Below are 23,010 nucleotides of genomic sequence, written 5' to 3'. Positions count from 1 at the left end.
AGCTGGACGGCCACCGACCAGGTGCCCGAGCGCCTGATCCGCGAGGGCTACAACGGCCAGCCCTTCAGCCGCTTCGACAGCCTCGACCCGACCACCGGCGGCGAGACGCGGCGCAGCAGCCTGTCGACCGAGTGGCGCCACATCGGCGACGACCGCGCCACACGCCTCTCGGCGTATGCGATCGACTACCGGCTGTCGCTCTTCTCCAATTTCACCTACGCACTCGACAGCGCCGACGACCAGTTCTCGCAGCAGGACAAGCGCACCGTCTACGGCTTCAATGCCAACCATGGCGTCGACCATGCGCTCGGCACGCTGGCCGCGCGCAGCGAGTTGGGGGTGCAACTGCGCCATGACCGCGCGCGGGTGGGCCTCTTCGAGTCGTCGGCGCGCGTGCTCGGCACGCCGGTGCGCGACGACAAAGTGCGCGAGACGATGCTCGGCGTCTACGGCCAGACGAGCGTCGAGCCTCCCCCTGGCTGCGCACGGTGGTGGGCCTGCGGGCCGACAGTGTGCGCTTCAGCGTCGACAACCAGCTCGCGCCCGGATCGGCCCGCGACGGCGACCAGCAGCTCTCGCCCAAGTTCTCGCTCATCGCCGGCCCCTGGGCCAAGACGGAGTTCTTCTTCAATGCCGGCCGGGGCTTCCACAGCAACGATGCGCGCGGCGCAACGGCGGCCGTCGATCCCGCGCCCGGCCTCGCCGCCTCACGCGGGATGGAGATCGGCGCGCGCACCGAGTGGCTCCCGGGCCTTCAGAGTTCGCTCGCGCTGTGGAAGCTCGACTTCGATTCCGAACTCGTCTACATCGGCGACGCCGGCAACACCGAAGCCGCGCGCCCCAGCAAGCGACACGGCGTCGAGTGGAACAACCGCTGGGCACCCAACAAGTGGCTGCTGCTCGACGCCGACCTGGCCTGGAGCCATGCGCGTTTCAAGGGCGACGATCCGGCGGGCAACCGCATTCCGAATGCCGTCGACAAAGTGGCCTCTGTCGCCGTCAGCGTGAAAGACATCGCCGGCTGGTCGGGCAGCCTGCAGTGGCGCTACCTCGGCAGCGGTGCGCTGGTCGAAGACAACAGCGTGCGCTCGTATTCGTCGGCCACCACCAACCTGCGTGTGAGCCGCAAGCTCTGGCGCGATGCCGAGCTGACGCTCGATGTCTTCAACCTCTTCGACCGCGAGGTGTACGACATCCAGTACTACTACGAGTCGCAGCCGGCCGGCCTGCCGGCGCGGGAAGACCGCCACGTCCACCCGGCCGAGCCGCGCACCCTGCGGCTCACCTTGAAGATCGGCTTCTGAGGCGCTGCGCCACGGTCTCGAACAGCCCGACGGTCCAGCACATCGGGCAGCCTCGCATGGCGATCAAGGCGCCGATGCCGGCCAGCACGGAGGCCACCGGCCGATCGAGCTGCATCGACACGGCAAACCAGAGAAGACCGAACGCCACGACGCCGCGCAGCAGATGCCCGGTGAGCGTGGTCGAGGCGAAGAGGCCCTCGCGGCTGCGGGCGAAGAGCGGCCTCATCGCTTCGGCTCCTTCGCGCCGTCGACCTGCAGATACTCGCGCAGCAGGGCGCGGGCGCGGTGCAGCCGGCTCTTGGTCGCCTCGCGCGTGATGCCCAGGCGCTCTGCGGCTTCGCCGATCGTGAGCTGTTCCATGTCGCGCAGAAGCACGATCTCGCGGTAGGGCTCGGGCAGCGATTCGAGCGCGCCCACCAGGTCGTGCCGCAGCTCGTCGGCCGGCATGGCGGCGAAGTGCGCGGCTTCGTCGCGATGGCTCAGGCTCTCGGCGCCGCGCATGAGGCCAAGCACCGGCAGCATGCAGAGCCGCGTCACCACCCGCAGCACCCAGCCCGCCAGCGCGAGCGGATCGCGCACCGTGCCCACGCGACGGTAGAGCACGATCAACGCTTCCTGCACCACGTCTTCGACCGATGAGGTGCGGTGGCATTGCCGGCGCGCGTAGCGCCGGATGTCGGGCTGCAGCTCGCGCAGCATGCGCTCCAGCGCCGCGGGATTGCCGGCCTGGGCCGCGGCGAAAAGCGCACCGTCGAGCCGCATCACGAGCGGGGCTCCGCCGGCTTGCGGCCGGCCAGCGCGCAAGCGGGGCAGTAGCCGAGGAGGCCGGTGAGCACCGTGACCATGCCGCTTGCCGCGAGCACCAGGCCGAGCGGCGTGGTGCCGATCTGCGTCAGAGAACACGCCACGATCAGCAGGCCACCCAACACCCGCGCGACGCTTTCCTTCGAACCCACGTTCTTGCGATAGACCATCACTTCACCTCGTGCTGCCCGAATGGTGGGCATCGAAAGCAAGGAGGGCCGCCGGGGCCAAAAGGATTCAGCGCCCTGCAAAAAAGCTCAACGGCCGGGCAATCCGGTGCCGCCCACCGGCTGCGTCGGCTGGTGCATGCCGAAGCCTGCGATCAGTGGCTTGGCGCGCGAAATCGCGTCTTTCACCGAGGGCAGGGAGAGCGAGGCCTTGTGGCTGGCTTCGTCTGTCCACACCTCGGTGATCCAGATGGCGTCGCCATCCTTCGGGTCGAGCGCGACGACGTAGCTCTGGCAACCGGGCATGCCTTCGACGTTTTCCATCAAGATGGCAACGAGCGCGTCGCGCTGACCGGGGTGCGATTTGAATTGGCCGATGAGTCCGTACATGGGCGTTGCTCCGGGAGTCAGGGGCGTGATCTTCGCTGCTCTTCGTGCCGCCTGGGTGTTATGGCAGGAGCGTGTCGTGGCGAAGCCAGTCGCGCGGTGAGCGCCCGACCTTCTGCGCGAACACCCGCGACAGCGCCGAAGCGCTGCTGTAGCCCAAGTCTTCGGCGATCGTCTTGAGCGGCGAACCCTGGCGCAAGCGCGTCTGCGCGATCGACAGCCGCCACTGCGCCAGGTACTCGGCGGGCCCTTCGCCGACATGCGACTTGAAGGCCGCGGCAAACGCACTGCGCGACATGCCGGCGCATTCGGCCATGCGAGGCAGGCTCCACGCATCGCCCGGCGCTTCGTGCAGCGCGACCAGCGCTTTCGCCAGTTGCGGGTGCGAAAGCCCATTCAAGAGCCCGGTCGGTACGCCGCTTTCTTCAGGATGGTCGAGCAGCCAGCGCAGCAGTTGCAGCAGCAGCACCTCGAACAGCCGGTTGGCCAGCAGGCGGTGCCCGCAGCGCACTTGCTCGGTCTCGGCGAAGAGCAAGGTCAGCGTGTGCTGCAGCGTGGGCAGCTGTGCCAGCGGCAGCACCACGACCGGCGGCAGGGCGCGCGCCAGCGGGTGCTCGTCGCCACCTTCGAACTCGACCGCGGCGCAGGTGAAGTCGCAGCCCTCGGCCGGCGCGTTGTGGAAGTCGTGCGCCAGCGGGCGTGGGTAGAAGAGCAGCGTCGGCTCGCTGATGCGCAGCTTCTTCGGCGCGCCGCTGCGGGCGCGATGCGTGAGCACCATCTCGCCGCTGCGCATCACGTGCAGGAACCCTCGCCCCGGCTCGGCAGCGTAGTGCGTGACGCCGCACAGCGGCCCGTGGTGGAAGAGGTGTGCCCGCACGCGGAAGCGTTCCAGCAGAGACGACAGCCGATCGACGCTCGTGTTCATGGTTGGACGAATTGGTATGTCTTGTGGACGAAACGGCACCGATGGTACTGGCTGGCCGCCCACACTGGCGGCACTGGAACTTCCCAGTACCACTCACCGAAAGGACACACCATGCCCCGCGTTCCCCTGCTCGATGCTCACACCGCGTCGCCCGACAGCCAGGCCCTGCTCGTCCAGATCCACACCGCGTTTGGCGCCACGCCCAACATGTTCAAGGCGGTGGCGCACTCGCCGGCCGCGCTGAAGAGCATGTGGGGGTCGTTCGCCGCCTTCAGCCACGGCGTGCTCGATGCGAAGCTCACTGAGAAGATTGCCGTCGCGGTGGCGCAGCGCAATGCCTGCGAGTACTGCCTGGCCGCCCATGTGGCGCTCGGCCGCAAGGCCGGTGCGAGCGCCGAAGAGATGGCCGCGGCGCAGATGGGCGAGGCGAGCGATGCCCGCACCACCGCGGCGCTGCGCTTTGCGCTCAAGCTCGTCGATGCACGTGGCCAGGTGGCCGACGCCGACGTGCAGGCCTTGCGCGCGGTCGGCTTCGGTGACGCCGAGGTGGTTGAGATCCTCGCGCACGTGGCGCTGAACCTTTTCACGAACTACGTGAACGTGGCCTTCGCTGTGCCGGTGGACTTTCCGGCCGTGCCGCTGCGTCGCGCCGCCTGAGTCAGCCTCTCGGTGCCTGCCGCTCCACCCGCCAGTGCGGGCGGCGTGCCCGCAGTGTGTAGCGGCTGCGGTACTCCGACAGCGACATCCCCGTCTTGCGCTGAAACAGCCGCCGGAACGAGGCGGTGTCGCTGTAGCCGCAGGCCTCGGCGATGCCGGGCACGCCGTGCAGCGTCACCTCCAGCAGCATCTTGGCGCGCTCGATGCGCAGGTGGTGCAGGTAGTCGAGCGGCGTCATGCCGGTGACCTGGCGGAAGTGGCGCAGCAAGGTGCGCTCGCTGGCCGCGGCGGCCGCCGCCACTGGCGCGAGCCGGTACGGCTTGTCGACGTTGGCCTGCAGCCACTGCATCGCGCGATACACCGGGCTGTCGGAGGTCTTGGTGATCCACTGGCTTTCCACCAGGCTGGGCGTGAGCTGCTGGCGCAGCGGCTGGTGCAGCAGCACTTGCGAGCAGGCCTGTGCGAGATCGGGGTCGTGCAGGTGGCCCAGCACGCGCAGCATGAATTCCGTCATCGACGCCGGTGCCACGCAGGTGAAGAACCGATCGGCGCTGCCCATCGCTTCATCGGCGCCGAAGTTGCATCGCGGGTAGCGGCGCGCAATCCAGCTCTGGTAGACCCAGGGCGCGGCCACGCGGTGGCCGTCGAGCAGGCCGAGTTCGGCGAGCACCACCATGCCGCTGCCGCACGCGGCGACCCACCCGCCGGCCTGCACGTGGCGCTCGACGAGGCGCAGCGCGGCCGTGGCCCGCACGACGGTCTCGCCGAGGTGCGGCGCGTTGTCGGCGTTGAGGGCGGGGATGAGCAGCAGCGACTGATCGGGTGGGCGGCGCGGTGCACGCCGGCTCGTGCGCTGCGATGTCGACGCGAAGGGCGAGGGCATCGAGCGCCCGCTGGCCGACACGATCTGCCAACTCAGTTCACGCGCCTGGCCGGGCCGCTGCAGCTCGGCGATGCGTGCGGTGGTGCGCAGCACGTCGAGCGCCCCGAAGAGGGTGCCCGGCAGGGCCTCCGGCAGCCACAGCAGGCGCACGTGCAAGGGGGTGCGGCGTGCCGCGGTTTCGGAAGGGCGGGAAGGGTGGGAAGGGCGCATGGCGGAATCGGCAACTCAAATGGCGATATTGACATGCGCGCATCTGCGCCGGCGCACCTAGACTTTTTTGCATCGTCAACTTCACCGAGCCCTTTCGACACCACCATGCCGACGACCCTTCGCCACCTTCGCTGCCTGTCCTTGTGTGCGGCACTCGCGCTGCCCTTCGCTACCGCGGCGGCCCCCGATGCCAGGTTGCTGGCCGCCAGTCAGAAGGCCGAGCCCGAGGTCATCGAGACCCTCAAGGACCTGGTGCTCATCGAGTCGGGCAGCGCCAACGTCGAAGGCATCGCGAAGATCGCCGACTACTGCGAGAAGCGCCTGCAGGCCCTCGGCGCACGCACCGAGCGCATCAAGGCCACGCGCGGCCACGGCAGCATCGTCAAGGGAACGTTCCGCGGCACCGGCACGCAGCGCATCGCACTCATCGCCCACATGGACACGGTCTACCCCGCCAACACGCTCGCCACGCAGCCCTACAAGCGCGAGGGCAACAAGCTCTACGGCCCGGGCATCGCCGACGACAAGGGCGGCATCGCCGTCATCCTGCATTCGCTCAAGCTGCTCAACGATGCCGGTTGGCGCAACCATGCGCAGCTCACGGTGCTCTTCAACCCCGACGAGGAGATCGGCTCCAGCGGGTCGAGCGAGCTGCTTGCGGCGCTCGGCGAAGAGCACGACGTGGTGCTGTCGTTCGAGCCGACCGCGGCGAAGGCCGTGGCCAAGACCGAAGGCGTGCTGCTCGGCACTTCGGGCATCGCCTACGCGACCATGGAGGTGCACGGCCGCTCTTCGCATGCCGGCGCGGCACCCGATGCGGGGCGCAACGCACTGGTGGAGCTGTCGCACCAGATCCTGCAGACGAAGGACGTGGCCAAGAGCGTGCCCGGCACCCAGCTCAACTGGACCAAGGCGACCGCCGGCGAAGTGGGCAACCAGATCCCCGAGAAGGCCGTCGCGCATGGCGACGTGCGCCTGCAGGCGCGCGACGGTGCCGAGAAGCTGAAGGCCGCGCTGCAGGAAAAGGTCGACAGCAGCCGCCTGGTGCCCGACACCCGCACGACGATCAAGATGGAAGTGAACCGCCCCGCGTTCAACGCCGGCGAACGCGGCCGTGCGCTTGCGGTGCACGCGCAGAAGATCTACGCCGAACTCGATGGCCGCCCGCTGCAACTCTTCCCGATGAGCGGCGGCGGCACCGACGCAGCCTTTGCGGCCCGTTCAGGCAAGGCGGTCGTGCTTGAAAGCCTGGGGCTGGCCGGTTTCGGCTACCACGCACGCGACGAGTACATCGAGATCGACTCGATCGTGCCGCGCCTCTACCTCGCATCGCGGCTGATGATCGACATCGGCGCAGGCGTGGCGAAGTAGGCCGAGCGCCGCAGGGTGCTACCGGCGAGGGGCCTTGGGCTCGTCCTTGCCGGGCCCGAACAACTCGTCGAAGAGATCGTCGGGCACGGTGTTGGGGTTGTCGTCGATCTCCACGCCGTTCAGCAAGTCGTAGGTTGAACGCCGCCAGCCACCGGGCGCTTCATCGATGTGTTCGGGCTTGGGAGCCGGTGTGGCTGGCAGATTCGGGTCGACCCACTCGCCCAGCGGCGCGTGGTCAGAGATGCGCCAGACCATGCGCTTGGTCTTGGCGGGGGCCTTGTGGCGGGCCATTCACATTCCTCCGGTACGGCTTGGATGAAAGGAACTGCGCAGCGTGCGCAAGAGCCTGAATCTAGCGACTAGTGGAGGTGAGTACCAGCGAATGACCGGAGTACCGGAGCCTCAGGGAAGGTCTTGCCCGAGGGAACTTTTTCATCGCGTTACGACTGCCACGCCGATGGGGCCGGAGGCGGCCGATGGGGGTGGTCCCGCCGACAGGAATCGAACCTGTATTTGCCGCTTAGGAGGCGGCCGTTCTATCCATTGAACTACGGCGAGGCGGCGCGGATTATTGCAGCCCCCAGTCGCTTCGCTCCTGCCCCCCAAGGGGCGCCACCCAGAGGCCCGGCGAAGCCGGATCCTCGGGTGTTGCTCGATCACGCGTCGCTGCGCTCGCTGATGGCGACACGCGCGAGCGCAGCGAAGCGCAGATCGAGCCACGCCAGCGGAGCCGGCTTTGCCGGGCCGCCAGGCGGCGCCCCTTGGGGGCAGGAGCGAAGCGACTGGGGGGCCAATTCACTCCCATCGCCAGGTGCCGATGAGGTCGATGGAGCGGTCGAGGCCGGACTGCAGGCGCATCACGAAGCGTTGCGCGATGCGGTAGGTGACCTGGAAGCTGCCGGAGTTGGTGGCGAGGTTCTGCTCGTAGGCCACGTACACGCGCTTGGACAGTTGCTTGCCGACCGACACCACCGTCTCGCGGGTGTCGCCTTCGGTCTGGCGCAGGCCCAGGTCGTCGATGCCGAAGGCCCTGGTGATGGCGCCGGGGCCGCCGTCGCCTTCTCCGGCCAGGAGCGCGAAGGCGGCGCGTTGCACGAGGGCGGTGTCGGTCTTGCCGAGGCCGTCGCTCGCGCGGCCGAGCATCAGCCATGACAGCTTCTCGTTGTTGGTCATCTCGGGCTCGGAGAAGAGCTTCACGCGCAGGTTCTGCAGCGGGCCCCGCACCTGCACGCCCACGCGCACGTCGAGGTTGGGCCGCGTGGCCTCGAAGTCGAGGTTCATGTCGCTCGGGGCGCCGCTGAAGCTGATGATGCCGCGGTCGATCTGCAGCTTCTGTCCGTAGTTGGCGAAGGTGCCTTCGACCGCGTTGACCTTGCCGATCAGTGCCCACTTGCCGCCGGGGCGCGACACGCGCAGCTCTCCGCGCAGCTTGGTGTCGATGCCCAGGCCGCGCATGCGCAGGTTGTCTCCGAGGTTCACCAGCAGGTCGAGCGAGATGCGGTTGCCGCTTGGTGCGTTGGGGTTGGCGGGCACGGCCTCGCGCGGGTCGTTCGCACGGCCGGTGACGATGACGTCGTCGCCGAGGCCGGGTGAGCTCAGGCGGGTGAAGTCGATCAGGCCTTCGTCGACGGTGAAGCGGCCTTCGCTCTTCACAAATTCGCCGTCGAGCGCGACGTTGGCTTCGCCGCTGGCGACCACGCGCAGGTCGACGCGCCCGAGCAGCTGGAACTTGTCGGCCACGAGCCTCAGCCGCGAGCGCCAGGTGTCGTCGAGCCGGGCGTCGCCCTCGACGCGCACGGTGCCGTTGCCGCCGCGGGCGCTGAATTTGTTGATGCGCGCGGTGTTGCCTTCGAGCGAGATGTCGACCTCGCCATCGGTGACGTTGACACCCTCGACCATGTTGCGCACGCCGATGCCCGCGCCGACCATCTTGCCCGTGTACTCGGGCGCGTTGAGGCGGCCGCCGAAACTGGCGCTGACGTTGAGTCGGCCGTCGAGGCGCCAGCCGGCCGGCACCCACGGGCCCCAGGTGCCGAGGTTGGCGACCTGCGCTTCGAGCACGCCCTGCAGCGGAGCGTCGGGTGGCGGTGTGGCCGCCTGCGGCGAGGTGCGGATGACGACCGCGCCGCCGAGCACGCCGAGCTGTTCGCCGGCCAGGCCGGCGGTGATGTTCCACACGCCGTCTTTCGCGTCGAGGCCGATGCGCAGGTCGGTGAGGCCGAGCGCCTGGGTGCCGCTTTCTTCGGTGACGGTGAGGTCGCCCTTGATGCGCTCGAAGACGATGTCGGCGCTGAAGCTGTCGGTCTGCTTCACATAGACATGGCCACCCACCACCAGGTCGCCGCCCCAGCCGAAATTGGGGTGCACGCGGCGCAGGAGGGGTGCCACGGCAAGGGGTTCGAGTTCGGCCTGCATGTCGAGCTGCTGCGTGACCACGCCGCGGCCGGCTTCCCAGTCGATGCGGTTCCACTTGAGGGCGGCACCGAGGATGTCGGCGCGGCCGGCGCCGATGGTGGCGTGCAGCGGCGGGCCGCCGCGCAGTTCGAGCGTGACGTCGCGGGTGGCGAGCAAGGGCGCGGCGCCGGCCTGGGTGGTGCGCAGTTCGAAGCGCTGCAGCACGCCTTTCCACGACCAGGGCGGCGTAGTGTCGCGCGGGTCGCTGGTGTGCAGCAGGTTGCCGGCGAGGCTGCCCTGTGCCGACGCGGCCACCAGGGTGCGCACCGGCGTGCGTCCGGCTGGCGGCGTGTTGCCGTTGGCCGTGCCTGCGGCCGGCGTCGCGCTGCGGCCGCCTTGCAGCGTTTCGGCCCATACCGGCGGTGCGACGCGCAGCTCGCTGTTGAGCGAGAACTGGTGGTTGCGCCCGCTGCCGGTGAGCTGCAGCCGGGTGTTGTCGATCTTGCGGTCGGACCAGGCGGCCTGGCCGATGTCGACCTGCACGTCGAGCGGGGCGTCGAGGCTGCTGCTGGCCTGCCAGCGGGCCTGCCCCTGGCCCACGGCCCAGGCGCCGGCCTTGACGCCGCTGAGCGTGGCCCGGCCCTGGGTGCTGATGTCGGGCCAGCGGCCGCGCAGCTGGGCGTCGCCGGTCAGCGAGCCGGCCAGCGTGTCGGCCATCTGCGCGGCTTCGTCGCTCGGCATGAAGGCGCGCAGCAGCGGCGCGAGGCGGGCCAGGGTCGGCGCGCGGGCCTCGATCGACCAGCGGTCCTGCTGGCCGCGAGCGTCGGTGGCGAGCTGGCCGTCGACTTCGACATGGTTGCCGCCGACGTCGAGGCTGCCCTGCGCGCGCATGGGCTCGCGGCCGGTGTGGTGCCACTGCACTTCACCGGCGAGCGGCACATTGGCCACGCTGCTGTTGTCGATCTTGAGCTTGGCCTCGCCGCTCAGCCCCGCCAAGCGCTCCATCAGCACGCGCTTGTCGGCCAGGCCGCTCAGGCGGATGCTGTCGGCGATGCGCAGGTCGGCGTCGCCCTGCAGGTTGAGGCGGTGGTGGCCGGCACGCCAGCCGCCGCGCGGGCCGGCGGGGAACCAGGGCTTGGGGTCGAAGTCGACGAGCGCGGCGCGGGCCTTGAGTTGCCAGGCCTCGCCGGCGCGCTCGGCGGTGCCCTTGAGTTCGGCGCTGGCACCGTCGGCGCGGGCGCGCAGTTCGCGCAGCTCGATGCGTTCTTCGGAGCCGGTGGCGTCGAGTCGCAGTTGCACCGGTCGTGGTGGGTCGACGAGCTGGCCGCTCAGGTCGGCCAGCGCCGTGAAGCGCGGTGGCGCCAACGCGCCGGTGGGCGTGCGCGGCGCAAGCGTGCCCGACAGCTTGACCGGGCCGCTCAAGGTCATCGCCATCAGGCGGTTGTCGAGCGCGCTCGGCTGCACCTTGGTGAGCGTGGCGTCGACGGCGAAGTCGCGCCCCTTCCAGTTGGCGGTGCCTTGCAGCGTGCCGGCGGGGCGGTGTTCGTCGAAGAGCGACGCTTCGAAGCGCTGCACGGTCAGCTCGTCGGCCTGGTCGCTGCGCCAGCGGGCCTCTGCGATGAGGTTGCGCACCGGCAGCTGCTGCAGGTCCCAGCGGCCGGGCTTGGTGTTGTCGAGCTTGGCGCTGAGCGCGAGCATGCTCGCCTTGTCGGTGCTCTCGGGAGTGATGCGCAGCGTGCCGTTGAGGGCGGTGTGGGGTGCACGTTGCATCAGGGCCGAGAGGTCGAGGCCCTCGGTCTGCGCTTCGAGGCGTGTCAGCACCCAGGGGGCTTCGGGCTCGACCTGTGCGTTGGCGTCGAGCGACTGGCCTTGGGCCCGCAGCTTGGCGCGCAACTCGAACTTGGCGAGCGGCCCCTTGGACTGCGCCTCGGCCTGCCAGTCGGCACGCAAGGCCTTGGCCCAGGCCGGCAGCGCCGGCATCGCGGCCTGGCCTTGCGGGCTCTGCGTGGCCTTGAGGGCCACGTCCATTGCCATCGGGCCGAGGGCGTCGATGCGGGCGTGGCCGGTGATGGAGAGCGGGTCGAGCCGGGCGCTCAGGCGCTCGAAGCGGTGCGCACGGCCGTGGTCGTGACCGAGGTGCACGGCGCCGCGCACGTCGCGCAAGGGGTGGTCGGCACCGAGGCCGGGCACCTGCAGCTCGCGGGCCTGCAGTTCGTCGACCTGCAGTTCCACCGGCAGGTGCAGGTTGCGCGGCAGCGTGAAGGGGGTGCTCTCGCCGCCCGGCTCGGTGGTGATGAGCACCCGATCGGCCGCCAGCGAGGCGACGTGGATGCGCGCCCACACCCCGTGGGCATGGGTGTAGTCGAGGCGCAGCGCGCGCCACGCGGGCTTGTCGACGATGACGCGCGTGCGGCCGACGGTGACCACCACCTGCTCTGCCTTGAAATCGCCGCGCAGGCTGCCCGTCAGGTCCTTCACCTGCACCTGCACGCCCACGAGTGCGAGCCGCGCCAGCAGCCACTGGCTGCCGGCGGTGCTGCCGGTGGCCCAGTACAGCCCCGACACCAAGGCTGTCAACACCGCACACAGCGCGAACAGCGCGCCCAGGCTCCACCACCAGCGGCGCGAGCCGCGGCGGGGTGCCACCGGGGGCGGCGGTGCGGGCGTGTCGGTGTCCATCAGAACGCGATGCCCACGCTGAAGTGCAGGCGGCCCTTTTTCACCTCTTCGCCATAGGCGTAGTCGATGCGCAGCGGCCCGACGGGGCTGCGCCAGCGCACGCCGACGCCGTAGCCGAGGGCTGGCTTGTACTCGGTCCACTCGTTCACCGCGTTGCCCGCGTCGACGAAGACCGCCCACCACAGCGCCGGGCGGCTCAGGCTGAAGGGGCGGGCGATCTCGAAGCTGCCGGTGAGCAGCTGGCGGCCGCTGGTGAGCACGCCGTTGACCACCGGGCCGAGGTCGCGGTAGCCGTAGCCTCGCACCGACTCGTCGCCGCCCGCGCGAAAGAGCAGGGTGTCGGGAACGCCGACGGCGTCTTTGGCGAACACCTCGGCCACTTCGAGCCGTGTCTGCGTGAACCAGGCACCGGGCAGCGGCCAGTAGAGGGTGTTGCGGGTGTAGACCCGCGCGAAGGGACCGTCTTGCTGGCTCTCCGAGAGCGCATAACCGGCACCGCCCTGGATCACGGTCGTGAGCCCGCGGGTCGGCAGGATGATGTCGTCGACGTCGCGCCAGGTCCAGTGGTAGTTGCCGGACAGGGCGCGGCTGGTGAACTCGCCCAGCCCGTTGGTGACGGTGGCGTTGAGCAGCTCGGCGAAGATCAGCCGCTCGATGCGCTCGGTGTAGAGCGTGCGGCCGGCGCGCGCCTTCCACGAGAAGGTGGTGTCGGCGTCGGTGTCGAGCCGGCTGATGCCGCCGGCCAGCAGCTTGCGGTATTGCGCATCGCCGGGGTCGCTGAGCAGCTCGCCTTCCCAGGTGCGCTGGGTGCGGCCGAGTTCGAGCTTGTTGCGCATCTGCACCTGGAAGCCCAAGGGCCGCAGGTGGCGATGCTCCAGCGTGACACGCTCGCGGGTGTTGTCGGAGAAGCCGACGCCGGCCACCGCCTGCTGCAAGGCCTGCTCGGTCACGCGCACCATCACCGGCACGGCCTTGGCCTGCGCTTCGTCGGGCTCGATGCTCACCACCACGCTGTTGAAGAGGTTGAGCTTGAGCAGCCGCTCCTGGTAGTCGTAGAGGCGCTTCTCGCTGTAGGGGGTGCCGGGGCCGAAGTCGGCCACGTGGCGGATGCCGTCTTCGTTGTAGCGCTTGAGGCCTTCGATGTGCAGGTCGCCCAGGATGAAGAGCGGCCCGCTCTGCAGTTCGACGGCGAGCGTGGCCTCGTTGGTCTTGGCATCGACGTGGGCGGTGGTCTCGCCGGCCTTGGCCACCGCATAGCCTTCGGCGCGCAGCTGGGCGAGGGTGCCGTTCTTGGCGCTGTTCCAGGCGGACTGGCTGAAGGGCTTGCCTTCGTCGAGCGGCCAACGCTTGCGCAGGCGCTCGATCAGTTCAAGAGCGTCTTTGTCGCCGGCGTCGATGCGTGTCTTCAACTCCCCCGTCACGCTGAGTTCCCATGCGCCGATGACCGTGCGCGGGCCGGGGTCGACGTTGAGCGTGATGAGCGGCGTCTCGTCGGGGGGGTCGACACGGGTGACTCTGATCGTGGCGTTGAAGTAGCCCTCGGTCTCGAGCAGGCTGCGCGCCTGCGCGGGCGAGGCCGCGGTGAGGCGGATCAGCTCTGCGTTGGTGATGCCTTCGGTCTGCGGTGCGTTCTGGAAGCGTGCGAGGTCGAGGTAGGTCAGCAGCAGCTGGCGCAGGTTCTGGGGCGCCTGCACCTCGACCCGGTAGGCCACGGTGCTCGGGGCCGACGCGGCGCTGGCCGCCGGGGCGGCTGCGGCGGGCTCGGCGGCCTGGGCCTGGGGGGTGTTGTCGGGCGGTGGCGGAGGTTCGTCCTGCTTCAGGTTCGCGCAACCCCAGAGGCTTGCCATGACCACCAGGCCCAAGCCCTGGCGGGCCACGGAACGAAAGCTCATCTTCAACAGGTCATTGGCCGCGCGTCATTTGCTCAGGAGGCGCATGGCCCCTTCGAGCCCCTGCAGGGTGAGCGGGAACATGCGCTGGTTCATCAGCTGCTGGATGACGGAGATGCTCTGGCGATAGCTCCACACGCCTTGCGGCTCGGGGTTGATCCAGGCGAACTTGGGGAAGGCGTTGGTGAGCCGCTGCAGCCATTCGGCGCCGGGCTCCTCGTTGTTGTATTCGACGCTGCCGCCGGGCTGCAGGATCTCGTAGGGGCTCATCGTGGCGTCGCCGACGAAGATGAGCTTGTAGTCCTTGTTGTACTTGCGGATCACGTCCCAGGTGGAGAATTTCTCGCTGTAGCGACGGCGGTTGTTCTTCCACATGAAGTCGTAGACGCAGTTGTGGAAGTAATAGAACTCGAGGTGCTTGAACTCGCTCTTGGTGGCGGAGAAGATTCTTCCACGCGGTGGATGTGCTCGTCCATCGTGCCGCCCACGTCCATCAGCAGCAGCACCTTCACCTTGTTGTGCCGCTCGGGGATCATCTTGATGTCGAGCATGCCGGCGTTGGCCGCGGTGCTGTGGATGGTGTCGTCGAGGTCGAGCTCGAGGTCGTTGCCCTCGCGGGCGAAGCGGCGCAGGCGGCGCAGCGCGACCTTGATGTTGCGGGTGCCGAGGCTTCCAGCTGGTCGTCGTAGTCCTTGAACTGGCGCTGGTCCCAGACCTTCACCGCGCTCTTGTTGCGGCTCTTGTCCTGCCCGATGCGGATGCCCTGCGGGTTGTAGCCGTAGGCGCCGAAGGGCGAGGTGCCGCCGGTGCCGATCATCCTGTTGCCGCCTTCGTGGCGCTCCTTCTGTTCCTCGAAGCGCTTCTTGAGCGTTTCCATCAGCTCGTCCCAGCCCATCTTCTCGATGGCGGCTTTTTCCTCGGGGCTGAGTTCGAGTTCCAGCTTCTTGCGCAGCCAGTCGAGCGGGATGTCTTGGCTGAAGTCGGCCAGCATCTCCACACCCTTGAAATAGGCGGCGAAGGCGCGGTCGAACTTGTCGTACTGGGCTTCGTCCTTCACCAGCGTGGCGCGCGACAGGTGGTAGAACTTGTCGACCGTCGGCCCGGCGTCGTCGTCGATCACGCCGGCCTTGATGGCTTCGAGCAGCGTCAGGTACTCGGGGACCGTGACCTTCAGCTTGGCGGCGCGCAGGGTGTAGAAGAAGTCGATCAGCATGGCGGCATTCTCTGTCAAGGCTCCCGTTGGCGGGCGCAAACCCACCTTAGCGGTTTGGAACGCCCAATGCTATAAGGGTCGCCGCTTGCCGGCTGTCCCCCACGCTCCATGCCCACCTTGTCTGCGACCGAGATTGCCTTTCTGATGGTGGCGTGCCAGCAGGCCGTGCTGGCACTCGGTTGGGCGATTGGCGCCGCCGTCGTGCCGATCGACCGCCGCTCGGCGCTTCAGTGGGCCTGCTACGCCCTGCTGACGGGCGCCTCGGTGGTGATCTTCATCGGCGCCAGCCAGACCAAGAGCGAGGAACTGCGGGCGGTGGCCAACATCTGCGTGGCCATCGGCATCGTGCTGATGGAGCGCGGCGTTCGCCAGTTCACCGGCCGCTCGGCGCCGTGGTGGGCCTACGCCTTGCTGGTGGGGGCCGTGGTGGCGGTGTCGTGGGTCGGGCTGGCGCCCCAGTACGGGGCGTTGCGGGTGGCCACGGTCTCGGGGCTGGTGGCCCTCCTGTGTGCGCTCACGGCCTGGAACATCCACGTCTACGCCCGCCGTGACCTGGGCCTGGCCTTCGGCCCCTGGCTGGCGTTGCCGCTCTTGCTGGGGGCGATGGTGTTTGCCGCGCGCAGCGCGCGGGCGGTGGTCGCGCCCGACACGGTGGTGGCCGAGCTGGCGGTCAACAACTCGCTCAACATCGGTTCGGCGGTGGTGTTTCTGGTCACGGCGCTGGTGTTCCACCTCGCCCTGGTGGCGCTGGTGGGCATGCGCCTGATGGCCGAGCTTCGCCGGCTCTCGCGGCTCGACGGTCTCACCGATGTCTTCAACCGTCGCGCGATCGACGAGCAGCTGCACGACGAAGCCCGGCGTGCGGTGCGCAGCCAGCGCCCGTTCTCGGTGCTCATGATCGACGCCGACTACTTCAAGGACATCAACGACCGCTTCGGCCACGCGGCGGGCGACGATGCACTGCGGCATCTCGCGAAGATCATGAAAGCGCAGATGCGCGACGTGGACCGCATCGGCCGCTTCGGCGGCGAGGAGTTCGTGGTGCTGCTGCCGGGCACGGCCTCCACCGAGGCGCTCAGTGCCGCCGAGCGCCTGCGCGACGCGCTGCTGCGCCGCCCGTGGGCCTGGCAGGGCGAGAGCATGAGCCTGACGGTGAGCATCGGCGTCGCGGCCTGGCGCGGGCCGCAAGACGAGGTGGCGTCGCTGCTGAAGCGTGCCGATGCGGCGCTGTACCGCGCCAAGTCGCTGGGGCGCGATCGTTTCGAGTTGGGCTCCTGAGCCTGCCGCAGGTGGCCTTCGCGCGAAATCAATCACGCAAAACCGGCGCGGCGCGCATGACAGCGCCGGGATGTTGTCCGCATCATCCCGTCCATCATGGCGATGCTGCTCTCCCGATGGTGTGCAACGCTGGCGCTCGCCGCCTGCGGGGCGGCCTGGGCCACGCCGGATTGCCCGGTCACGCCGTTCGGCGACGCATCGCCGGTGCAGCTCGAGGCGGGCCTGTCGGGCCGCTGCCAGGCCGAAAGTGCGCGGTGGAAGGTTGAGGCGCCGCGCGCCCGGCCGTCCGACGTCGGCCCGAGCGTGATGAAGGCCGAGTTCACCTCGCTCACCGGGCTGCGCGTGTCGTCGCTGCTGGCGGCGTTCCGCCTCGATTGGTCGGGCCTGCGCGGCAGTGAGGCGGCCGGCAGCCCCAAGGCCGAGCGTGCTGCGTTCGCGATGGGCGGTCTCGTCAAGTTGCACGACCGGCTGGCGCTGCAGACCAGCATCGGGCTGGAACACACCGGCGTGCAGCGCAGCCGGGCCACCGTCAGCAGCGTCTGGCAGCCGAGCAAGCTCGGGGTGCTGTTCGCCGAATGGGCCGGGTCGGAACTCGGAACGGAAGCGCACCGCGTCGGCGGGCGCTGGTGGATCGTGCCGCGGCGGCTGTCGATCGACCTCGGCGCGCGCCGCCTGCCCGATGTGCCGGGGTGGGTCGACCCGCGGGTGGGCCTGTCGCTCAGCCTGCCGCTGTAGGGGGACCGCGGGTCAACGCGGCAGTGATGGTGGAAGCCGCTCAGCGCGGCAGTGATCTGGAAGCCGCTCAGCGCGGCTTGTGGAGCTGGAAGCGCAGGTGCGCCTTCACCGCCGGCCATTCGCTCGCGATGATGCTGTAGACGCAGGTGTCGCGCAGCGCGCCATTGGGCGTGAGCTGATGGCTGCGCAGGATGCCGTCGAGCTTGGCGCCCAGGCGCTCGATCGCGCGGCGGCTCTGCTGGTTGAAGAAGTGCGTGCGGAATTCGACCGCGATGCAGTCGAGCTGCTCGAAGGCGTGCGTCAGCAGCATCAGCTTGCACTCGGTGTTGAGCGGGCTGCGCTGGGCGCTTTTCGCCGTCCAGGTGGAGCCGATCTCCACGCGGCGGTTGGGCGCGTCGATGTTCATGTAGGTGGTCATGCCGACCAGACGGCCGTCGGCATTGCGCACGGCGAATGGCAGCATGGAGCCTCGTTCCTGCAGCTTGAGGCGGCGCTCGATGCCGGCCCGCATCTCTTCGGGCGACGGAACGCTCGTGTACCAGAGCGTCCACAGCTCGCCGTCTTTCACCGCCTCGATGGCCTCGGCCTCGTGGGCCAGCGAGAGTGGTTCCAGCGTGGCGTGCTGGCCTCTCAGCGTGACGGGTTCGGCAAACGCCATCGGCCGGTCAGCGGTTATGGCGCTGCATGAAGACCAGCTTCTCGAAGAGCGACACGTCCTGCTCGTTCTTCAGCAGCGCGCCTACGAGCGGCGGCACCGAGACCTTCTCGTCCTTACTCTGCAGCACTTCGAGCGGAATGTCTTCGGCCACCAGCAGCTTGAGCCAGTCGAGCAGCTCCGAGGTGCTGGGCTTCTTCTTCAGGCCGGGCAGGTTGCGCACGTCGTAGAAGTTCTTCAGCGCGGCCGACAACAGCTCCTTGCGCAGCTTGGGGAAGTGCACCTCCACGATGCGGCTCATCGTGGCGGCGTCGGGGAACTTGATGTAGTGGAAGAAGCAGCGGCGCAGGAAGGCGTCGGGCAGTTCCTTCTCGTTGTTGGAGGTGATGAAGACGAGCGGTCGGTGCTTGGCCTTGATGAGTTCGCGCGTCTCGTAGACGTAGAACTCCATGCGATCGATCTCGCGCAGCAGGTCGTTCGGGAATTCGATGTCGGCCTTGTCGATCTCGTCGATCAGCAGCACCACCGGCTGGTCGGCGGTGAAGGCCTGCCACAGCACGCCCTTGACGATGTAGTTCTGGATGTCCTTGACCTTCTCGTCACCCAGCTGCGAATCGCGCAGGCGGCTCACCGCGTCGTACTCGTACAGGCCCTGCTGCGCCTTGGTGGTGCTCTTGATGTGCCACTGCAGCAAAGGCATGTTGAGCGACTGCGCCACCTCTTCGGCCAGCATCGTCTTGCCGGTGCCGGGCTCGCCCTTGATCAGCAGCGGGCGTTTCAGGGTCGCGGCTGCGTTGACGGCCAGCATCAGGTCGTCGGTGGCGACGTAGTTCTCGGAACCTTGGAATTTCATGGGGCGCAGCCGGTGGAGAGGGGTGACGGGCCAGTATATAAGCCGCTCCCAGCGAGGCGCTGTCCGCCACATGACACCGTCCAGCCCCGTTTCGCCGTGGCGGGAGGCACCTTTTCGGGTCCCTATAATCCGCGGTCACCTCGAAGCCCCCAGCTCCCGCAGAACCATGAAGAAACTGCTTTCCTCGATCGTTGCCCTGGCCGCATTCGTCGCCGCCGGCGCTCAGGCGCAAGACGTCAAGGCCAGCCCCGAAGCAGGGCAGAAGAAGGCCGCCATGTGCATCGGCTGCCACAACATCCCGGGTTACCAGGCCAGCTTCCCCGAGATTCACAAGGTGCCGATGATCTCGGGCCAAGGTGCCAAGTACATCGCCTCCGCCTTGAATGCCTACAAGAAGGGCGAGCGCAAGCACCCCACGATGCGCAGCATCGCCGGCAGCTTGACCGACCAGGACATCGCCGACCTGTCCGCCTTCTACGAACAGCAGGGCAAGGCCGCCCCGGTCGCCAGCCAGACCCAGGCCCTGCCGCAACCCAGCCCCGAGGTCGCCAAGCTGCTGACCCAGGGCAACTGCGCAAGCTGCCACGGCGACAACTACAGCAAGCCGATCGACGGCACCTACCCCAAGATCGCCGGCCAGCACGCCGACTACCTCTTGGTCGCGCTCAAGGCCTACAAGACCGCCAACAACCCGAACGTCGGCCGCGCCAACGCCATCATGGCCGGCATGGCCCAGCCCTTCACGCCGGCGCAGCTGAAGCAGATCGCCAACTACCTGGCATCGCTGCCGAGCGACCTGCACACGGTGCCGCAGTCGCGCTTCCGCTGAAACGGGCTTACGTCACGCAAAACGCCGCTGGGGTCCCAGCGGCGTTTTTGTTTGTGCGCGTCACGGAGCGCAAGCCGTCAAGTTTTGCCCCGAGCCGCCGATTAGCTCGGGACAGCCGGACAGCCCGCCGCCCCATGCTGAAGAAGATTCCAATCCAACAGCTCCGCCTCGGCATGCACCTCCATGCACTCGAGGGCTCATGGCTGGACCACCCGTTCTGGAAGACCAAGTTCGTCCTGCGCGAGCAGGGTGACCTCGACAAGCTCATCGCCTCGGGCGTGCAGGCCTGCTGGATCGACAGCAGCAAGGGCCGGGACGTCGAGCCCGAGCCGGCACCCACTTCTGCCAATCCGGCCCCTGCCCCGGCGGCCAAGCCCGTGGCGCCGGCGCTGCTGACGCAGGCCACCGGCATGTCGCAGGAGGTCAAGCGCGCGGCGCTCGTGGTGGCCAAGTCCAAGGCGGCGGTTGCCGCGCTTTTCAACGACGCCCGGCTCGGCAATGCCGTCGACGCCGAGCGATGCCTGCCGCTGGTGGACGAGATCGCCGGCTCCGTGTACCGCAATCCGAGCGCGATGATCAGTCTGGCGCGCCTGAAGACCCACGACGACTATTCCTACATGCACTCGGTGGCGGTGTGTGCGCTGATGGTGTCGCTGGCGCGCCAGCTCGGCATGGACGATGCTGCCACGCGCGACGCGGGTCTCGCCGGCCTGCTGCACGACATGGGCAAGGCGGTGATGCCGACCGAGGTGCTCAACAAGCCCGGCAAGCTGACCGACGCCGAGTTCAGGGTCATGAAGGCCCACCCCTTGCGGGGCTACGAGATGCTGCGCGAAGGCGGTTCAGCCACCGAGGGTGCGCTCGATGTCTGCCTGCACCATCACGAGAAGATCGACGGCAGCGGCTACCCGCACGGCCTGCGCGGCGAGCAGATCTCGATGCTGGCGAAGATGGGGGCGGTCTGCGACGTCTACGACGCCATCACCTCCAACCGCCCCTACAAGAACGGCTGGGACCCGGCCGAGTCCATCCGCAAGATGGCCGAATGGCGCGGCGGGCATTTCGACGACACGGTGTTCCAGGCCTTCGTGCGCAGCCTGGGCATCTACCCGGTGGGGTCGCTGGTGCGCATGCAGTCGGGGCGTCTCGCGGTGGTGTGCGAGCAGAACCCGCAGTCGCTCGTGTCGCCCAAGGTGAAGGTGTTCTTTTCGACGCGTTCGCAACTGCACATCACGCCCGAGCTGCTCGACCTGTCGAGCAGCGCCTGCAGCGACCGCATCGCGGCGCGCGAGTCGAACGCGCAATGGAAATTCACCCACCTCGACGAGCTGTGGGCCGGCCCGGAAAGCCTCAAGCTGCACGGCGCCACCGCCTGACCCTTCGCGAGCGCTGCGGCCGCAAAGCCTCCTAAACTCGCCGCTTCCTCTGACCGTGGGAGCGCACATGAAACGCAGCCTGTCGTTTGTTGGGTCGATCTTTTGTCTCGTGGCGGCGGCCACGTCCACCTCTGCACAGACGCTGCGCTGGGCCTCGCAAGGCGATGCGCAGACCATGGACCCTTACTCGCAGAACGAGTTGCTCACCAACGCGATGAACGGCCAGGTCTACGAGACGCTGGTCAACCGCGACAAGAAGATGGGGCTCGTGCCGGTGCTCGCCACCGAGTGGACGCAGGTGAGCCCGCTGCAATGGCGCTTCAAGCTTCGGCCCAACGTGAAGTTCCACGACGGCACGCCGTTCACGGCCGACGACGTGGTGTTCTCGGTGCAGCGCGCCGCCGAGGCCACCTCCGACATCGGCGTCTATGCGAATGCGGTGGGCAAGCCGCGGAAGGTCGACAACCTCACTGTCGAGTTCAACCTCGCCTCGGTGAACCCCATCTTCCTGCAGCACATCAGCCTGCTGCCCATCATGAGCAAGGTGTGGGCCGAGAAGCACAAGGCCACCCGGCCGATCGACTTCAAGAACAAGGAAGAGGGCTACGCCTCCTTCCATGCCAATGGCACAGGCCCGTTCGTCCTCGTCTCGCGCCAGCCCGACGTGAAGACCGTCTACAAGCGCAACACCGCCTGGTGGGGCAAGTTCGACGGCAACGTGCAGGAGGTCGTCTACACCCCGATCAAGAGCGATGCGACACGCGTGGCCGCGCTCGTCTCGGGCGAGATCGACCTCGTGCTCGACCCCGCGCCGCAAGACCTGCCGCGACTGCGCAGCACGGCCGGCGTGAAGGTGATCGACGGGCCCGAGAACCGCATCGTCTTCATCGGCATGGACCAGCACCGCGACGAGCTGCTCTACAGCAGCGTGAAGGGCAAGAACCCCTTCAAGGACCTGCGTGTGCGTCGCGCGCTCTACCAGGCCATTGACATCGACACCATCAAGAGCAAGCTGATGCGCGGCCAGTCAGTGCCCACCGGTGCGATCACGCCGTCGCCGCTCGGCACCTACAACGACCCGGCGCTCGAGAAGCGCCTGCCCTACGCCCTGGAGGGCGCCAAGAAGCTGATGGCCGAGGCCGGCTACCCGCAGGGCTTCGAGGTCACGCTCGACTGCCCGAACAATCGCTACATCAACGACGAAGAGATCTGCCAGACGCTCGCCTCGATGTGGGCCCGACTCAACGTGAAGGTGCGTGTCAACGCGATGCCGCGCTCGACCTACTTCCCCAAGATCCAGAAGCTCGACACCTCGATGTACATGCTGGGCTGGGGCGGCGCGATCACCGATGCCGAGACCACCTTCACGCCGGTGCTGCGCGGGCGCGGCGAGGGCGGCGTGGGCTCGTGGAACTTCGGCAACGCGAAAGACGCCAAGCTGGAAGAGCTGGCCGCCGCCTCCAGCAAGGAAGCCGACCCGAAGAAGCGCGAAGAGCCGTGAAGGCTGCACTCGCCCGCCACAACGAACTCGTGCTCAACATCCCGCTGCACCGCCAGGTGATCCCCTGGGCGGCACGTGCCAACGTGGAGGCGGTGCACCGCCCCGACAACTGGCTGGAGTGGCGCTGGATCACGGTGAAGTGACATCGACCTCGACCTGATCACCGACCCCGCGTTCTACGCGGTCGCGATCCCTGCGGTGCTGCTCACGGGCCTGGCCAAGAGCGGCTTCCTGAGCGGCTTCGGCGCGCTGGCCGTGCCGCTGATGGCGCTGTCGGTGCCGGTGCCGCAGGCGGCGGCGATCATGCTCCCGCTGCTGCTGGCGATGGACGCCACCGGCCTGCAGCAGCTGTGGCGCCATCACGACCGCGCGCTCTTGCGGCTGCTGCTGCCCGCCGGCCTGCTGGGCATCGGCGTGGGCACGGCGCTGTTCGGCGTGCTCTCGGTCAAGACGGTGGCAGCGGTGGTGGGGGCGCTGACGCTGCTCTTTCTGGCGCAGCGACTCTTCTTTCCGCCCAAGGCCGAAGCCGCCGTGCCCTCGAAGCCATGGGGCTTCGCGCTCGGCGTCGCTTCGGGTTTCACGAGCTTCGTGGCCCATGCCGGCGGGCCGCCCATCAGCGCCTACGTGTTGCCGCTGCGGCTGCCGCCTCTGACGATGGCGGCGACGACGGCGGTCTTCTTCGCGGTGGTCAACCTGACCAAGTGCGTGCCGTACGCCTGGCTGGGTCTGTTCGACGGGCGCAACCTCGCGACCTCGCTGGTGCTGATGCCGCTTGCGCCGATCGGCGTGTGGGTCGGCGTGCGGCTCACGCGGCGCATCAGTCCGGTGTGGTTCTACCGGCTCGCCTACGGCGGCATGTTCCTCGCCGGTGCGAAGCTGCTCTACGACGGGCTGAGCTGA

General features: G+C 68.5%; 19 protein-coding genes, 1 tRNA gene and 2 pseudogenes. 9 read left to right on the top strand and 13 right to left on the bottom strand.

Features of this window, described 5'->3' with window-relative positions:
* Positions 1 to 488: 488 nt before the first annotated feature.
* Positions 489 to 1,304, top strand: a complete 816-nt coding sequence (locus LRS03_RS11535) for a TonB-dependent receptor domain-containing protein (RefSeq protein ID WP_308296419.1) — start codon at positions 489 to 491, stop codon at positions 1,302 to 1,304.
* Here LRS03_RS11535 and LRS03_RS11530 read toward each other — a convergent pair.
* The 5 genes from LRS03_RS11530 to LRS03_RS11510 form a co-directional block, all read right to left on the bottom strand.
* Positions 1,282 to 1,530, bottom strand: coding sequence for a hypothetical protein (locus LRS03_RS11530; protein ID WP_257825565.1), 249 nt, complete (start codon positions 1,528 to 1,530; stop codon positions 1,282 to 1,284). The two genes, LRS03_RS11535 and LRS03_RS11530, sit on opposite strands and share 23 nt — an antisense overlap.
* Positions 1,527 to 2,066 (bottom strand): RNA polymerase sigma factor, encoded by a 540-nt coding sequence (locus tag LRS03_RS11525; RefSeq protein WP_257829494.1) that lies wholly within the window; start codon positions 2,064 to 2,066, stop codon positions 1,527 to 1,529. The genes LRS03_RS11530 and LRS03_RS11525 overlap by 4 nt, the downstream gene beginning before the upstream one ends.
* The gene (locus LRS03_RS11520; protein WP_257825564.1) at positions 2,066 to 2,278 is read right to left on the bottom strand and encodes a YgaP family membrane protein; all 213 of its coding nucleotides are present in this window, start codon (positions 2,276 to 2,278) and stop codon (positions 2,066 to 2,068) included. Before LRS03_RS11520 ends, LRS03_RS11525 begins: the two co-directional genes overlap by 1 nt.
* A gap of 87 nt (positions 2,279 to 2,365) precedes the next feature.
* Complete coding sequence (locus LRS03_RS11515) at positions 2,366 to 2,665, bottom strand: putative quinol monooxygenase (protein WP_257825563.1); 300 nt, start codon at positions 2,663 to 2,665, stop codon at positions 2,366 to 2,368.
* A 58-nt stretch (positions 2,666 to 2,723) separates the two neighbouring features.
* On the bottom strand, positions 2,724 to 3,587 hold the full coding sequence (locus LRS03_RS11510; RefSeq protein ID WP_257825562.1) for an AraC family transcriptional regulator: 864 nt from the start codon (positions 3,585 to 3,587) through the stop codon (positions 2,724 to 2,726).
* A gap of 111 nt (positions 3,588 to 3,698) precedes the next feature.
* On the opposite strand from LRS03_RS11510, the gene LRS03_RS11505 reads away from it, so the two are divergent.
* Positions 3,699 to 4,244 (top strand): carboxymuconolactone decarboxylase family protein, encoded by a 546-nt coding sequence (locus tag LRS03_RS11505; RefSeq protein ID WP_257825561.1) that lies wholly within the window; start codon positions 3,699 to 3,701, stop codon positions 4,242 to 4,244.
* Between the two features lies 1 nt (position 4,245).
* Here LRS03_RS11505 and LRS03_RS11500 read toward each other — a convergent pair whose 3' ends face one another.
* A complete protein-coding gene (locus tag LRS03_RS11500) occupies positions 4,246 to 5,337 on the bottom strand; it encodes a GlxA family transcriptional regulator (RefSeq protein ID WP_257825560.1) in 1,092 nt (363 codons plus the stop codon).
* A gap of 105 nt (positions 5,338 to 5,442) precedes the next feature.
* On the opposite strand from LRS03_RS11500, the gene LRS03_RS11495 reads away from it, so the two are divergent.
* Complete coding sequence (locus tag LRS03_RS11495) at positions 5,443 to 6,708, top strand: M20/M25/M40 family metallo-hydrolase (RefSeq protein WP_257825559.1); 1,266 nt, start codon at positions 5,443 to 5,445, stop codon at positions 6,706 to 6,708.
* Positions 6,709 to 6,726: 18 nt separating this feature from the next.
* On the opposite strand, the gene LRS03_RS11490 is transcribed toward LRS03_RS11495, so the two are convergent.
* From LRS03_RS11490 to LRS03_RS11470, 5 genes and pseudogenes are all read right to left on the bottom strand, one after another.
* On the bottom strand, positions 6,727 to 6,999 hold the full coding sequence (locus LRS03_RS11490; RefSeq protein ID WP_257825558.1) for a hypothetical protein: 273 nt from the start codon (positions 6,997 to 6,999) through the stop codon (positions 6,727 to 6,729).
* Between the two features lie 192 nt (positions 7,000 to 7,191).
* Positions 7,192 to 7,266 (bottom strand) — tRNA-Arg (locus LRS03_RS11485).
* Between the two features lie 237 nt (positions 7,267 to 7,503).
* Entirely contained in the window at positions 7,504 to 11,781 is a 4,278-nt protein-coding gene (locus tag LRS03_RS11480) for a translocation/assembly module TamB domain-containing protein (protein WP_257825557.1), read from the bottom strand.
* Positions 11,781 to 13,673, bottom strand: a complete 1,893-nt coding sequence (locus tag LRS03_RS11475; protein ID WP_257825556.1) for an autotransporter assembly complex protein TamA — start codon at positions 13,671 to 13,673, stop codon at positions 11,781 to 11,783. The genes LRS03_RS11480 and LRS03_RS11475 overlap by 1 nt, the downstream gene beginning before the upstream one ends.
* Before the next feature lie 24 nt (positions 13,674 to 13,697).
* Positions 13,698 to 14,883 (bottom strand): annotated as a pseudogene (locus tag LRS03_RS11470) (vWA domain-containing protein).
* A gap of 108 nt (positions 14,884 to 14,991) precedes the next feature.
* On the opposite strand from LRS03_RS11470, the gene LRS03_RS11465 reads away from it, so the two are divergent.
* The gene (locus LRS03_RS11465) at positions 14,992 to 16,161 is read left to right on the top strand and encodes a GGDEF domain-containing protein (protein ID WP_257825555.1); all 1,170 of its coding nucleotides are present in this window, start codon (positions 14,992 to 14,994) and stop codon (positions 16,159 to 16,161) included.
* Positions 16,162 to 16,257: 96 nt separating this feature from the next.
* Positions 16,258 to 16,896: a hypothetical protein gene (locus LRS03_RS11460; RefSeq protein ID WP_257825554.1), complete on the top strand. Its 639-nt coding sequence runs from the start codon at positions 16,258 to 16,260 to the stop codon at positions 16,894 to 16,896.
* Positions 16,897 to 16,963: 67 nt separating this feature from the next.
* On the opposite strand, the gene LRS03_RS11455 is transcribed toward LRS03_RS11460, so the two are convergent.
* On the bottom strand, positions 16,964 to 17,554 hold the full coding sequence (locus LRS03_RS11455; RefSeq protein WP_257825553.1) for a GNAT family N-acetyltransferase: 591 nt from the start codon (positions 17,552 to 17,554) through the stop codon (positions 16,964 to 16,966).
* Positions 17,555 to 17,561: 7 nt separating this feature from the next.
* Complete coding sequence (locus tag LRS03_RS11450) at positions 17,562 to 18,404, bottom strand: AAA family ATPase (protein WP_257825552.1); 843 nt, start codon at positions 18,402 to 18,404, stop codon at positions 17,562 to 17,564.
* A 166-nt stretch (positions 18,405 to 18,570) separates the two neighbouring features.
* On the opposite strand from LRS03_RS11450, the gene LRS03_RS11445 reads away from it, so the two are divergent.
* The 4 genes and pseudogenes from LRS03_RS11445 (at position 18,571) to LRS03_RS11430 (ending at position 23,010) form a co-directional block, all read left to right on the top strand.
* Complete coding sequence (locus tag LRS03_RS11445; protein WP_257825551.1) at positions 18,571 to 19,233, top strand: c-type cytochrome; 663 nt, start codon at positions 18,571 to 18,573, stop codon at positions 19,231 to 19,233.
* A 134-nt stretch (positions 19,234 to 19,367) separates the two neighbouring features.
* Entirely contained in the window at positions 19,368 to 20,609 is a 1,242-nt protein-coding gene (locus LRS03_RS11440) for a cyclic di-GMP phosphodiesterase (protein ID WP_257825550.1), read from the top strand.
* 67 nt (positions 20,610 to 20,676) lie between these two features.
* Positions 20,677 to 22,253 (top strand): annotated as a pseudogene (locus tag LRS03_RS11435) (ABC transporter substrate-binding protein).
* Position 22,254: 1 nt separating this feature from the next.
* A complete protein-coding gene (locus tag LRS03_RS11430; RefSeq protein WP_257829491.1) occupies positions 22,255 to 23,010 on the top strand; it encodes a sulfite exporter TauE/SafE family protein in 756 nt (251 codons plus the stop codon).

Source organism: Rhizobacter sp. J219 (assembly GCF_024700055.1).
In the GTDB taxonomy this organism is placed as follows: domain Bacteria; phylum Pseudomonadota; class Gammaproteobacteria; order Burkholderiales; family Burkholderiaceae_C; genus Rhizobacter.
This window is presented reverse-complemented; position numbering and strand designations above follow the sequence as displayed.